Genomic DNA, 12,416 nt, shown 5'->3' with positions numbered 1-12,416 from the left:
GCGCGACGCAGTGGAGAGACCCCCGCATTTTGCCATTCAGCCACGTATCTCTCCACCGACGCCCTTCGCACTGCCGTGCCCCGAATGCGCCCCCAGCGAAATCGCAATCCGATTCCAGGCATTGATCGTCGTAATCACCAGCGTCAAATTCACTGTCTCGATCTCGCTGAAGTGCTCCCTCACCTCGTCATACACCGCATCCGGAGCATGTCCATCCTGAATATTCGTCACCGCCTCCGTCCAGGCCAGCGCCGCCCGCTCCCGCTTCGTGTAAGCCTCAGACCCGCGCCAATCACCAACCTCCGCAATCCGCTCCGCCGTCTCATTCGCCCTCTTCAGCTCCGCAGTATGCACACGAACGCAATACTCACATCCATTCGTCAACGAAGCCTTCAACCGCACCAACCCCATCAACGAAGCCTCCAGCCCCGTCTGAGTATTCAGGTAATGCTCCAGCTCTTGCATCCGCGCCAAACCCTCCGGCGCCAACTGCCCATACTTCAATCTCGGACTATTCATATCGCAAAGCCTCCGCCGGCAACACCTTCGCCGCACTTCCACTCGGGTAAATCGTAGCAATCAGACTCACTCCCAGACTCACCGCCGCCACAATCACCGCATCCACAACCCGCGGCGCGAACGGCAGATAATCAATCGAATAAACCGCAGCATCCAGCCGGATAAACCGGTAGTGCCCACCCAGCCAACTCAATCCATATCCAAGAATCAACCCCAACACCGTCCCAATCACCGAGATCAGCAACCCCTGCATCAAGAAGATCCGCCGCACCTGATCCGCCCTCACCCCGAAGCTCATCAGCACTGCAATATCGCGCGTCTTCTCCATCACCATCATGGTCAGCGCAATCAGAATATTCAGCGCAGCCACACAAACAATCAGCGCCAGCACGATAAACGTCACCACCTGCTCCAGCTTCAGTGCGCGAAACAACTCACGATTCTGCTCCATCCAGTTCGTCGTCTGAAACCCCTTGCCCGCCGCATCTTCAATCGCCCTTCCCACACGATCCGCGTGATAAAGATCATCCACCTTGAAGCTGATCACCGAGATCAGATCCGGCTCGCTGAACAGCCTCTGCGCATCCACCAACCGAAGAAACGCATAGCTCGAGTCATACTGATAAAACCCCGACTTGAAGATCCCCGCCAACTGAAACCGCTCATACTTCGGCACCAGCCCCAGCGGCGTCAACTCACCCTGAGGACTCGTCACCAGCACACCATCCCCAACCTTTGCCCCCAGCGACTCCGCCATATCCTGTCCAATCACAATCGGCGGAATCTCCCGCGACACACCTCCTCCGCAATCATTCCGCGCACTCGTCCCGCTCCCGCAAGGAGCAGCCGCCACAGCAACCGGCTCCAACGCCGCAGCCGAGCCCTGCACCACACTCTGCAGCAGATCCCCGACCGTCTTCTCATCCGCCGGAATCACGCCCTTCACCAACCCACCACCACTCCTCGCCCCCTTCGAGATCAGCACCTGCCCATACAATCCCGGAGCAGCGGCCACCACATGCGGCACGCCGCGAAGCCGCGCCAGCAGCGGTCGCCAGTCCCGTATCCCATCGCCCGCCACCCTCATCAGGTCCACATGCGAGGTCGACCCCACCAGCCGCTCCTGCAGATCCCGTCTCATCCCATTCGTAATGGCCAGCGCAATAATCAGCGATGCGACACCCGCCGCCACTCCAATCACTGAAATTGCCGTGATCACCCCTACCACAGCCTGCCGTCGCTTCGCCCGCAGATAACGCGCCGCAATAAAAAATTCAAATCGCATCGACTTCCAGCTTACTATCCGCCACAGCCGAGCAACGCGAGGCCCAACGCCTTTCACCCGCCTCAACAAGGTATACAAGTCACGAAGTGACCGCGCGCCGCGCAGGCGGCCCGTCCGGCAGGACAAGCAGCCTCAGTGCGAGATCACCTTAGGCAGATTCCAATGCCGCGCCACCGCCACCATCCGCAGCACAAAGCAACAAACCCCACCCACCGTCATAGCAATCGTCCTCGGCACCTTCAGCGCCAACCCAATCACCATCACTGCCGCTCCCGCCAGCGCAGCCGACGCATAAATATCCGTGTTCAAAATCCCTGGCACCCGCGTCATCAGCACATCCCGTATCGTCCCACCACCCACGCCGGTGAGCACACCCATCAGCACCGCGATCATCGGGTTGATCCCAAACTCCAGCGCCTTTCCCGCGCCTGCCATCGCAAACAACGCCAGCCCAGCCGCGTCCAGCGTAATCAACAACTGCTGCGGCACATGCTGAAACGATTGATAAAAACAAAACACCGCTCCACCACCCGCAAACGCCGTAGCTCCATACCTCCAATCGCGAATACTATTCGGAGGCACCGCCCCGATCAGCAGATCCCTCACCGTCCCACCACCGAGCGCCGTCACGAACGACACAACCAGCAGTCCCAGCAGATCCAACTCGCCGCGAATCCCCGCCAGCGCCCCCTCTACCGCAAACACGAACGTCCCCACCAGGTCCACCGCCAACAGCACCACATCCTGCCTGTACTTCGGAAACCAGTCTCGCAGCGCCACTACCGCACCACCGCCTTCACTGCGACGACATTCTCATACCGGTCGTATACCCTCACCGCCAGCACATGCTCCTTCGCATCCTGCGCGGCATCAGTCGCCTCCGGTGCCTCAACCGTAAAGTCATACACCTCCGTCATCGAATCAGAGACTTTTCCCTTTGGCTCCAAATACTGCCACGGCCCCGCATCGATGGAATACTCAGCGTGAGCGATCGGCGAAGTAGCGTCCCGAGCCTCCAGAGCCGCATGAATCCGAACCCATGAATATTCATTCGCTTTACCCGCACCACTCTTCGTAATTCCCCGGACGACAACCTCCGCCGTCAGCACCCCAGGCACCGGCGGCGTCGTATCCACCACAAATACCTCACTCGCCCGCTCTCCCGTCAACGCCTCCGCATCCGTATGCACAGGAGCATCGCTCGCCACCACCTTCACCTCGTATCTCCCATCAGGCAGCAGCGCAGAATCGAAGCTGTAGACCCTCTCCGAAATTTTGTCCTTCAATAACCGCCAGTTCGCCTCACCCACCCCGCGATACCACACGGCAAACATCAGATCATCGCCGTTGTCGTCATGTGCCATCCACCGCACCGTAACCGCCGTCTTGTCCTTCTGCGCCATCAGCGGAGCAGCGTTCGAATCTGTCGAAAAACTCACCGCAGGCGTAGCCCCCGCAGCAGCAGGGAAGGCGACCTGCACCGTAGCGTTCGCCGCAACCGGCGTCACCGGCGTCACCCGCGCCCCCGGCTGCACCACCACCTCGTCCACCACCGGAGCCAGATTCCGCTGCAGATAGTTCAGCCCCACAGCATCCACCGATCCGCCGCTACGCAGCACAGCCTTCCACTGCACAAATCGTCCCGGAGGCACCGCGAAGCTCCCGTCCCTGCCAACGCGAGCCCACTCACTCCATCCCATCACCGGGCTCTCCACATTACCGCTCCGCACAAACAGATCGAACCCCGCGGCCGACCCAGCCCTTACCTCCGCGCGCCCCCACTGCGAAAAGCTCTGCGCATCGAAGACATCACTCGTATAGGTCGCCGGCGCAACCGCATCTCCCAGCCGAAATACCTTCCCGCTATTACTCGTCGCTATCAGCAACCCATCCTTCACTGCGGCAAACGCCATCCCTTGCGAGGCCTCCAGATGCGCAACATCACTGAAGCGCCCGCTGCCACTCGCATCCAGGCGTCCCGCATCCGTCTTCCCCGCATCGATCTTGCCCACATCAATCCTGTAGACGCGCCCGCGATTTCCCGTCGCCGCCAGCAAACTCCCATTCCGAACCGCCAGCGCATACACCACATCATCCTTCAGCGTCAGCAGCTTCTGCGGAGCCCCATCCGCCGCAATCCTGTAGATCTCCGACCCATCCGGCACCAGCGTATTCGACCCCGCTGCCGTCGACGACCCCGGCTGCACAAACGTGATCGTCACCCCCACGCCGCCCGTCACCGGCAGCGGCGGCAGCGTCGAGTGTCCCTTCGTCCCCACACCCGCCGCATACACATCTCCAGCTGCATCCATCGCCAGCGCAGTAATCTCTCGCCGTCCCGCGGCGTAAGCCGCAAACGGCTTCGCCCCCACCGTCCCCGTCGCAAACCGGTACACCACACCCGAGCCATCCGACCCAGCCCACAACGTTCCATCTGGCGCCAGCAACAGACACCGAATGTGCTGATCCGCCGTCTTGAACAACACCTCCGCCTTGCCGCCTCCCGCAGGCACCCGGTACACCACCGCCGGAGCACCCGCCGCCACATACACCTCGCCGCCTTTACCCACCGCCAGGTCCCAAAGATACTTCGGCTTCTCCTCCGTCATCGCAGGATCGAACACCACCACCGCCGCCCCACCACCCCCAGGAATCCGATACACCTTCCCATCCGGCGAAGTCGCCGCCAGCACACTTCCATCCGCCGCCACACGAAGCGCCTGCACCGCCAGTTCCTTCCCCGCAAAGATCTGCGTAGCCGCCCCCTCCGGCGTCACCTTCATCACCAACGCTGACCCGGCCGCCGTCCCACCCAACCCCACGTAGCCGTTCCCCGCGGCATCGCTCGCCAGCGCCCACGCATAGCTCTTCCCACTCTCATACACCAGTGAACTGGCCGGCCCCGCCTCCAGCCGTCCATCGCTGCGGATAGACACACCTTCCGCATTGCCTTTTTCCATCTCGTCGTAGCGTTCCACGCTCCACAGCTTCGTACCCTGCGCGCTCGCCCACCCAGACAGCAGGGAAGACCCCACCACTAATCCAGTAACCAACACTCGTCGCATCATTCTGATCCTGAGTCTAAAGTATCTGCGCAAACTTGAGACCTCGACCTATTCAGCAGGCATGCCTAAAATCGAAGGTATGACCAAACCCGCCATCGTTCAAGCGGTCTTCACTGGCCAGCCCAAATCGATCACCGACGAGCGTGGCACCTGGACCTCGTCGATCTTTCGTGATCGCGTCGATGGTCCGGTGCAGGTCTCTCTTCACGGACTCGCCGGTGACAAGGTTGCCCAGCGTTATCATGGAGGTCCGGGCGCAGCGGTCTGCGCGCATTTGACCGATCACTACTCCTTCTGGAACACCCACTACAAGATGAATCTGCAAGCCGGATGTGTCGGAGAAAACGTCACCCTCGATCATATTGCCGAAGATCAGGTATGTGTGGGCGATAGAGTGCGGCTGGGAACCACGCTCGTCCAGGTCAGCGGCCCGCGCGTCCCTTGCGCCAATCTTGCCCGACGAATTGGACGTCCAGACTGGGTCAAGCTCACCATTCTCGAAAATCGCACTGGCTTTTATCTGCGCGTACTAGAACCGGGCACCCTTCAAGCAGGAAACCAGTGGATCATCGAGGAACGAGTCAACCAGGAGGGCTCGATACCGGCAATCAACCGCTGCATGTATCTCGAATTCGACGCTAGCTATGCTCGCAAAATGCTGGAGATGCCCGGTTTGGAAGCGTGGTGGAAAGACCAGGCCCGTCAAAAAATCCAGGATCAAACCGGCCACTGGACATCAACCATGAAGAGTGGAGGCAACTGATCGCTGTGCCCTCCGCAAGCTGATCTCAGCTCTGGAGCAATTTTTCTATTTGGTATAGAGATTCTTGTCATTCCGCAGCGAAGCGGAGGAATCTGCTTTTCGTCCTCAGTCGGCAGCCTCTATACCAAGCGAAATCCGCTCTAGTTCGTCAGTACAGCGCGATACCGTACCTGGTTCTTCTTCACCTTAGTCACAGCGTCGTTCGCCTTCGCCATCGCAAACCGCTCCGTAACCGCCTTAACCCCATGACGTGCCGCAACGTCCAGCATCTCGCTTATCTCATGCGGACTTCCGATGTTACTTCCGGCAACAACCTTCTGGCTCGTAATCAGCGATGCCCCCAGGATAGGCATCGGAGACGGCGGCGCCCCAACGATGCAAAGAGTCCCCTTGGGTCGCAGCGCATTCACATAAGCCTGCCAATCCTGATCCGCGCTTACCGTCGAAAGCAGAAGATCAAACGACCCGGCAACCTTCTTCAAGGCGCCAGTGTCACGCGTATTCACAAAATGATGCGCCCCCAGCTGCTTCGCCTCAGCCTCTTTATCCTTCGAGGTCGAGAACGCCGTCACCTCTGCGCCAAACGCCTTCGCAAACTGCAGTCCGAGATGCCCAAGACCGCCAATTCCGATTACCCCCACCCGCGACGACGGGCGAACTTCATAGTTCCTCAACGGCGAGTACACCGTAATTCCACCACACAGCAGCGGAGCCGCACTCTCACTCTCGAGCGTCGAGGGCAAAGGGACCGCAAACCGCGAATTTACACGGACCTTGTCGGCAAACCCCCCATTACGTCCTACACAAGTCGGTTGCGCCTTCGCGCACAGCTGCTCCTGCCCCTGCCGGCACCACTCGCAGATCCCACAGCTATCCGCCTGCCAGCCAACTCCCACACGCTCGCCCATCGTACGGTCCTTCACCGCCGAGCCCACCCCCACAATCGTCCCCACAATCTCATGGCCCGGAATAAACGGATACTTACTAATGCCCCAGTCATTGTCGATCAGGTGAACATCGCTATGGCACACGCCACAGTGCGAGATCTTGATCTCGACATCATTCCCCTGCAACTCGCCCGGATCGTATTTGTAAGCTAGTAAGTGTGCGCCGGCCGCATGAACAGCGAGACCATGTATTTCACTCATTTGAAGTCTTTCCCTTTTAGCGCGGAACATATCCGCCGCGCCTACCCTCTGATGCTACAACACCACCCCGAGCAAAAAAATCATCCACACGCTAATCGCACTTGTCGCAACCACCGTGTAACAAGACCTGCCTCACCACTTATTGGCCTGCCCTCATCTTCACCCTGCTACCTCACCACCAGATTCAATACCTGGTAGCCACTCACAGCATACCCCGCGTCCACCGACCCCGCAGCCAGCACACTCTCCCCCGTTAGTTGCATCTTCTGCGCATCTTTTAACGGCTCGAAAACATTCGCCATCGATAGCGGCACCCCCGGCAGAGCCTCACCCTCCAGCACCGCCTGCGTCGCATGATTCAGCAGCGTCACATACACACGGTCGTTCTCATGCATCCGGTTCAGCGTCGCCACCGTATCGGCCAGCCCCACCGACCGCTCCGCCCCCGTCTTCGTCGTCAGCCTATCTACGGTCGCGCCATCGCTCACCACAACACGCATCGCTCCCGCACTCACACTATCCGGAACCCTCACCTTCACCCGCACCATCCGAGCCTCAGCCTGGTACGGATGCACCACCGCCTCCACCTCAATCTCGTCCCCCGCACGCGCCTCCGTCCTGCTCAAGCGCGCCGACTCCAATACCGCCGACATCCGCGCCGGAATCGCCTCCACCTTCAGCCTCACCCCCGTCACCACCGGCTGATCCAGCGCATTCCCATACACCTTGCTGAACCGGTCATTCACCAGCAGAGCCGCATTGATCGTCGCCGGGTTCAACTCGTTTTGCGCCATCAGCCCCTGCATCCGCACCGGCGGCAGCCCCTTCACGTCGATCTCGCCCGACAGCCGGTAACTCAACTCCTCCGCCGCAGTATTGTTCGTCTGCAAGCTCTGGTACACCGACACCAGCATCGCCGACGGCGTCAGCTGCCGGTTATCCAGCACCTCAAAGTGCAGCGTCTTCGTCTTCCCCTGCAGTCCTTTCTCCATCGCAGGAGGAACCACCTCCACCACCACCGGAATCATCCGTGCCTCCACCCCAAACCGCCCCATAATCGCCGAAGCACGATCCTCCGTAAACGCCCCTACCGTCTCCGTCGTGTTAATAATCTTGAACGCATTCAGCGGAGAAGCCAGCGACGCTAGCACCGTTGCCTTGGTCATCGGCATATCCACCGGCCCATACTGCGTAATCGGATGTCCGCACGCCAGCAGCCGCGTCGGGTCCACATACGTCACCGTGCAAGTCCCCGCCATCGACAGATCCCCCCGCACCAGCACCGCGCTCACCGCACTCCCCGGCACCAGCGGCTCCGGCTGCACCGCAGCAGAGTCCGCCCCACCCAACCCCACTACCGGCGTCAACCCCATCGCCCGGAAACGATCCCCAAATCGCTCCACCGTCTCCTGGCTGAACCCGCCCATCACCAGCGGAGTCTCCATCGCCCGCATCTCCGGCTGCCCCTCAAACTCTCTGCTCACCTCAGGCAGCTTCACTCCGGCCAACTTCATCGCAGCCGCGCCGTCTCCATCCCGCACCTGCAGCATCGACTCGATCGGTGTAATCCCCGCAATCGGCTCCTTGCTGAACTGCCCAATCCGATAACTCAGCGCCCCCACCAGCCGCCCGTCGATGTACACCGGGCTCCCGCTCATCCCCGCCACCACGCCCGTATACTCCGGCTTATCCCCATGCAGCCTCGCCAGAATCATGTCCTGCCCCGGCCCCAGCGCATCTTTCAAAAGTCCGAGAATCTCCACCTGCATCGGCTCCGGGTTCACCCCTTCGAACACCGTATAAGCCACCCCGCGCATCCCCCGCTTCACCTCACCCAGCGGAAAAAACTTCGTCACCACCGGAGCAGTCGAAGGCGCCGCCACCGCAGTCCATCCCCCCGCCCCACTCACCGCCTGCCCCTCGGCCCAGGCCCCTTCTACCAGCACAGAACTCCCCAACATCCCGCCTACTGCCAGGCCAACTATCCACAACCGAGTCTTTACCGCAGCCATCACGTCTACAGACTACTAGAACGCCCTCATCATTGGCCGCCGTGCTCTATGCGAATATTGAGGCACTATGAACCGGAGACAGCTGCTCACCGCCGCCTGTTGTACCGCGCCCTCCATTCTGCTCTCCACCGGCAAAGCTCAATCGAAGCCACCCGGCAACCAACTTCAGGGCTCTCCCGCCCAAAGAGAGTCTCTCCACAAAACCGGCGATGCGATTCGATCCGCGTTCGCCAAGGGCGATGTCGACGAAATCCTCGCATACCACCACCCCGAGGTCATCAAAGCTCTCGCCTATCAGAACTACATCGTAGGCATCGAAGCCCTCAAAGCAAGTCTTCTCAGCACCTTTCGATCCTTCAAGCTGGAGTTCCTTGAAAACACTCCGGAAACCATCCTCTTCCACGAAGGTACCGCCGTAGAGATAAGCCTCTTCGCCATCCGAAGCGTCCCCAAGGCAGCTGGCTCACCCGCCATCTTCAAAGGACGTTCCATGGTCGTCTACGTCGAGTATCCTGCAAGTCCTACGGGCTGGGCCTCCATCCGGGAAACAGTCCAGCCCGCAACCTGAACCACAAGCCCGCCGACAACCACCCGGCCGAAGCCCCAACTCACCATCCCAATGAAAAGCCGTCCAACATTCGGAGTAAAGTTTTAGATGATGACTATCCTTCCGCATTTCAGGGCTCGCATCCTTCTCCTGCTCTCCTGCTCCATCGTTCTCACCCTGCCCGTCGCCCATGCGCAGGAAGCCCCGGCCCAAAACCCACCCCAGCAGACCAAGCCATCCCCCGACGACGCCGGCCCCGACACCGACAACGGCACCATCGTCCTCAAGAAAAAGAAGGAAGCCGACGAGCCACCACCTCCCGCCGCGCCCGTCGCCCCCAAGGTCAAAAATCCCGACAACGAAACCTTCTCCCTCCGCGTCGACGTCCCCATCGTCAACATCGACGCCAGCGTCATCCTCGACAAGACCCACCAGTTCGTCCCCGGCCTCAAGGCCAACAACTTCCTCATCCTCGAAGACGGCGTACCTCAGACCATCACCAGCGTCCGCACCATCCAGACCCCCATCACCGCCGTCATGCTGCTTGAGTTCGCCGCCAACAGCTACTACCTCATCAACGACATGCGGAACGCCTCCTACAGCTTCTTCCGCTCCCTCCGCCCCGACGACTACGTCGCCGTCGTCACCTACGACCTCCGCACCCACATCCTCACCGACTTCACCAACAACAAAGAGCTCATCGCCCAGTCGCTCCAGTCCCTCATGATCCCGGGCTTCTCAGACACCAACATGTTCGACGCCCTCTACGAGACCCTCGACCGCACCAGCCGCATCGAAGGCCGCAAGTACATCATCCTCATCGGCTCCGGCCGCGACACCTTCTCCAAGCTCACCCTCGACAAGATCCTCGCCAAAGTCAAAAACACCCCCAACGTAACCATCTTCACCATCGGCACCGGAGCCATGCTCAACGAACTCCGCTCCGGCGGCGGCCCACGCGAGCTCGACTACCTCCAGGCCCAGAACCAGATGCGGACCTTCGCCTCCATGACCGGCGGCCTCAGCTTCGCCCCCATCTTCCAGGGCGAGCTCCCCGACATCTTCGCCCAGATCAACCAATCCATCCGCAACGAGTACATCCTCACCTACCGCCCCACCAACAACAAGAGCGACGGCACCTATCGCAAGGTCAAGGTCCTCCTCGTCGACAACGAAGGGCACCCCCTTCGCATGCAGGACGAAAAGGGCAAACCGCAAAAATACTCCGTCATAGCCCGCGACGGGTACAGCGCCAAACTCCCGGTCGAATAACGCAGGCGTCGATTCTCAGACGTCGATCCTCAAAATACGATCAGAGATCCAATTCAATCTCTGACAAGGGTGTCGAGCAACAGATCAAAACGTCTCCCTCAGAGGGCCGATCAAGCGGCTCCGGCGCATAGTTGATTGTGCCGCCAATCAACCCGGACTCGCACACATGGCAGACGCCCGTCCGGCAAGCCCATCGGGCAGGAACATCGCAAGCTTCAGCGAATTCGAGAAGACTTCCATATCGCTCGTTCCACGGAACTGTGAGACCGCTGCGGGTGAAGAAAACCTTCGGGCCCCCGCCAACTGTTCCGGCAGGCTGATGCGGCTGCACCAATGTAGTAATTGCGATTCCCGGTGTTATTGCTGATTCCGTACCGAACGTCTCTGAATGAATGCAGGAATCAGCGATACCCCACGCCTTCAACGCTGTAGTCAGATCCGCAAGAAAACTGACAGGCCCACACAGATAGAAGTCCGCTGCCTTCGGTACGTTGCGCTCTTCCAATAAGGAGAGATTCAGATGCCCGCGAACGTCGTAGTCCTCTCCCAGCCGATCTCCCTCCTCTGGCTTGCTGTACGCAATCAACGAACGGCCTTGAGGAAGACCCTTCAAAAGCTCTCGTGCTTCCAGCGCAAATGGATGTTCTCCGCCGTTGCGGCTTCCGTAACACCACCAGATCTCCCGGTTGGAATCTGCTTCTGTCGCCGCAAGTGAGTGAAGCATGGACAGCACCGGCGTCGCCCCGATACCCGCGCTCAGCAGCACTACGGGTCTGTCGTTCGGAGCAAGTGTAAAGCTGCCTCTCGGCGCGCTCACCTGAAGTACATCGCCAACCTGAATACGTTCATGAAAGTAGCGGCTGCCTGCACCACCAGCCCGCTTCACGCTGACCCGATAGGTCCCTGCCCCCTGCGGACCAGACATCGAATAACTTCGCAGGATCGGAGCTGAGTTCTTCTCCACTTCAACCTTGAACACCAGAAACTGACCTGCAAGAGGCGCCGGCAATGGGCTCCGATCCTCCGACTCGAGAACAAAGGAGAGCACATCAAAGCTCTCTCGTCGCACCGCCCCCACTCGCAGCGACCGAAACCCGCTCCACGCCGGCGGTGGCGCTGAAGATCGGGCGAGGCCGGCATTGCCACCCTTCTCGTCTGCCTCCAGCAGAGCTTTCAACGACCCCTTCCAGCCTGCACTGAGTGCCGGGACACGAAGTGCACATTCCAGTCGATCGCGCGGATGGTCAGGCAAATAAAGCAGCGCATCGATCTCGGCAACGCTGACGCGCTCCTCTCCTTCCGCCACCTTGACAATCTCATCTCCCGCGCCGATCTCGCCTTCCTCAATTACGCGGAAGTAGAACCCCGGTCGCTTATGCGAAACCAGGAGCGCGGCCATCTGCGGGTTGTTCATCCTGATGCCGACGCGATAGCAGGTAACTCGCGGCTGCGTCACTTCGAACAGCGCTCCACCGATCCGGTAGCGATCGCCAATACAGACCTCCTCATCGGACAGACCGTCAACCGTCAGGTTCTCGCCGAACTGACCATACTCAAAGTCATGCCGCTTCAGGTGCGTCTCCCAATAGCGATAAGAGTCGAGTTGATACACCATCACCGCGCGGTGCTCTCCGCCGTGTCCTGCAAGGTCGCCCTGCCCATCGCCATCAAGATTAATACGACGCGCCATCACCCGGCCTGGCACTGATCGCTTCCAAACAGCAGTGCGGACCACCTTGCCTTGCCACTCCAAGTCGCGTGGCAGACCGACATTCACCGAAATAAGAGCACTCATCGTCTGGCTC

General features: G+C 60.0%; 10 protein-coding genes. 3 read left to right on the top strand and 7 right to left on the bottom strand.

Annotation, left to right across the window (positions count from 1 at the left end; translation table 11 throughout):
* Nucleotides 1-36 precede the first annotated feature (36 nt).
* The 4 genes from HDF12_RS13275 to HDF12_RS13260 form a co-directional block, all read right to left on the bottom strand.
* Nucleotides 37-519, bottom strand: a complete 483-nt coding sequence (locus HDF12_RS13275) for a carboxymuconolactone decarboxylase family protein (protein ID WP_179584094.1) — start codon at nt 517-519, stop codon at nt 37-39.
* Entirely contained in the window at nt 512-1,804 is a 1,293-nt protein-coding gene (locus HDF12_RS13270; RefSeq protein WP_179584093.1) for an FtsX-like permease family protein, read from the bottom strand. The genes HDF12_RS13275 and HDF12_RS13270 overlap by 8 nt, the downstream gene beginning before the upstream one ends.
* A 132-nt stretch (nt 1,805-1,936) precedes the next feature.
* The gene (locus HDF12_RS13265; protein WP_373563926.1) at nt 1,937-2,584 is read right to left on the bottom strand and encodes a trimeric intracellular cation channel family protein; all 648 of its coding nucleotides are present in this window, start codon (nt 2,582-2,584) and stop codon (nt 1,937-1,939) included.
* Nucleotides 2,584-4,872: a hypothetical protein gene (locus tag HDF12_RS13260; protein WP_257025656.1), complete on the bottom strand. Its 2,289-nt coding sequence runs from the start codon at nt 4,870-4,872 to the stop codon at nt 2,584-2,586. The genes HDF12_RS13265 and HDF12_RS13260 overlap by 1 nt, the downstream gene beginning before the upstream one ends.
* Nucleotides 4,873-4,930: 58 nt before the next feature.
* Between HDF12_RS13260 and HDF12_RS13255 the strand changes: the two genes are divergently transcribed.
* Nucleotides 4,931-5,632 carry an MOSC domain-containing protein gene (locus HDF12_RS13255; RefSeq protein WP_257025655.1) on the top strand — a complete coding sequence of 234 codons (702 nt, stop codon included), beginning with the start codon at nt 4,931-4,933 and terminating at the stop codon, nt 5,630-5,632.
* Nucleotides 5,633-5,772: 140 nt separating this feature from the next.
* Here HDF12_RS13255 and HDF12_RS13250 read toward each other — a convergent pair whose 3' ends face one another.
* Together HDF12_RS13250 and HDF12_RS22670 are read right to left on the bottom strand one after the other, a co-directional pair.
* Entirely contained in the window at nt 5,773-6,780 is a 1,008-nt protein-coding gene (locus HDF12_RS13250) for an NAD(P)-dependent alcohol dehydrogenase (RefSeq protein WP_179584092.1), read from the bottom strand.
* A 167-nt stretch (nt 6,781-6,947) separates the two neighbouring features.
* A complete protein-coding gene (locus HDF12_RS22670; RefSeq protein ID WP_306458023.1) occupies nt 6,948-8,792 on the bottom strand; it encodes a SpoIVB peptidase S55 in 1,845 nt (614 codons plus the stop codon).
* A gap of 67 nt (nt 8,793-8,859) precedes the next feature.
* Between HDF12_RS22670 and HDF12_RS13240 the strand changes: the two genes are divergently transcribed.
* Together HDF12_RS13240 and HDF12_RS13235 are read left to right on the top strand one after the other, a co-directional pair.
* Nucleotides 8,860-9,360 (top strand): YybH family protein, encoded by a 501-nt coding sequence (locus HDF12_RS13240; RefSeq protein WP_179584091.1) that lies wholly within the window; start codon nt 8,860-8,862, stop codon nt 9,358-9,360.
* An 87-nt stretch (nt 9,361-9,447) separates the two neighbouring features.
* A complete protein-coding gene (locus tag HDF12_RS13235) occupies nt 9,448-10,611 on the top strand; it encodes a VWA domain-containing protein (RefSeq protein ID WP_179584090.1) in 1,164 nt (387 codons plus the stop codon).
* Between the two features lie 40 nt (nt 10,612-10,651).
* Here the strand turns inward: HDF12_RS13235 and HDF12_RS13230 are convergent, their stop codons facing one another.
* Nucleotides 10,652-12,406 carry an MOSC and FAD-binding oxidoreductase domain-containing protein gene (locus HDF12_RS13230; protein WP_179584089.1) on the bottom strand — a complete coding sequence of 585 codons (1,755 nt, stop codon included), beginning with the start codon at nt 12,404-12,406 and terminating at the stop codon, nt 10,652-10,654.
* Nucleotides 12,407-12,416 lie beyond the last annotated feature (10 nt).

The organism is Tunturiibacter gelidiferens, from assembly GCF_013410115.1.
GTDB lineage: Bacteria > Acidobacteriota > Terriglobia > Terriglobales > Acidobacteriaceae > Edaphobacter > Edaphobacter gelidiferens.
Note: the sequence above shows the minus strand (reverse complement) of the source record. Positions and strands in the feature narration are given on the sequence as shown.

Excerpts from the sequence above, each read along its gene's own strand:
- HDF12_RS13250 (WP_179584092.1), bottom strand. The coding sequence starts at position 6,780 with ATGAGTGAAATACATGGTCTCGCTGTTCATGCGGCCGGCGCACACTTA.
- HDF12_RS13235 (WP_179584090.1), top strand. The coding sequence starts at position 9,448 with ATGATGACTATCCTTCCGCATTTCAGGGCTCGCATCCTTCTCCTGCTC.
- HDF12_RS13230 (WP_179584089.1), bottom strand. The coding sequence starts at position 12,406 with ATGAGTGCTCTTATTTCGGTGAATGTCGGTCTGCCACGCGACTTGGAG.
- HDF12_RS13275 (WP_179584094.1), bottom strand. The coding sequence starts at position 519 with ATGAATAGTCCGAGATTGAAGTATGGGCAGTTGGCGCCGGAGGGTTTG.
- HDF12_RS13270 (WP_179584093.1), bottom strand. The coding sequence starts at position 1,804 with ATGCGATTTGAATTTTTTATTGCGGCGCGTTATCTGCGGGCGAAGCGA.
- HDF12_RS13260 (WP_257025656.1), bottom strand. The coding sequence starts at position 4,872 with ATGATGCGACGAGTGTTGGTTACTGGATTAGTGGTGGGGTCTTCCCTG.
- HDF12_RS13240 (WP_179584091.1), top strand. The coding sequence starts at position 8,860 with ATGAACCGGAGACAGCTGCTCACCGCCGCCTGTTGTACCGCGCCCTCC.
- HDF12_RS13255 (WP_257025655.1), top strand. The coding sequence starts at position 4,931 with ATGCCTAAAATCGAAGGTATGACCAAACCCGCCATCGTTCAAGCGGTC.
- HDF12_RS22670 (WP_306458023.1), bottom strand. The coding sequence starts at position 8,792 with ATGGCTGCGGTAAAGACTCGGTTGTGGATAGTTGGCCTGGCAGTAGGC.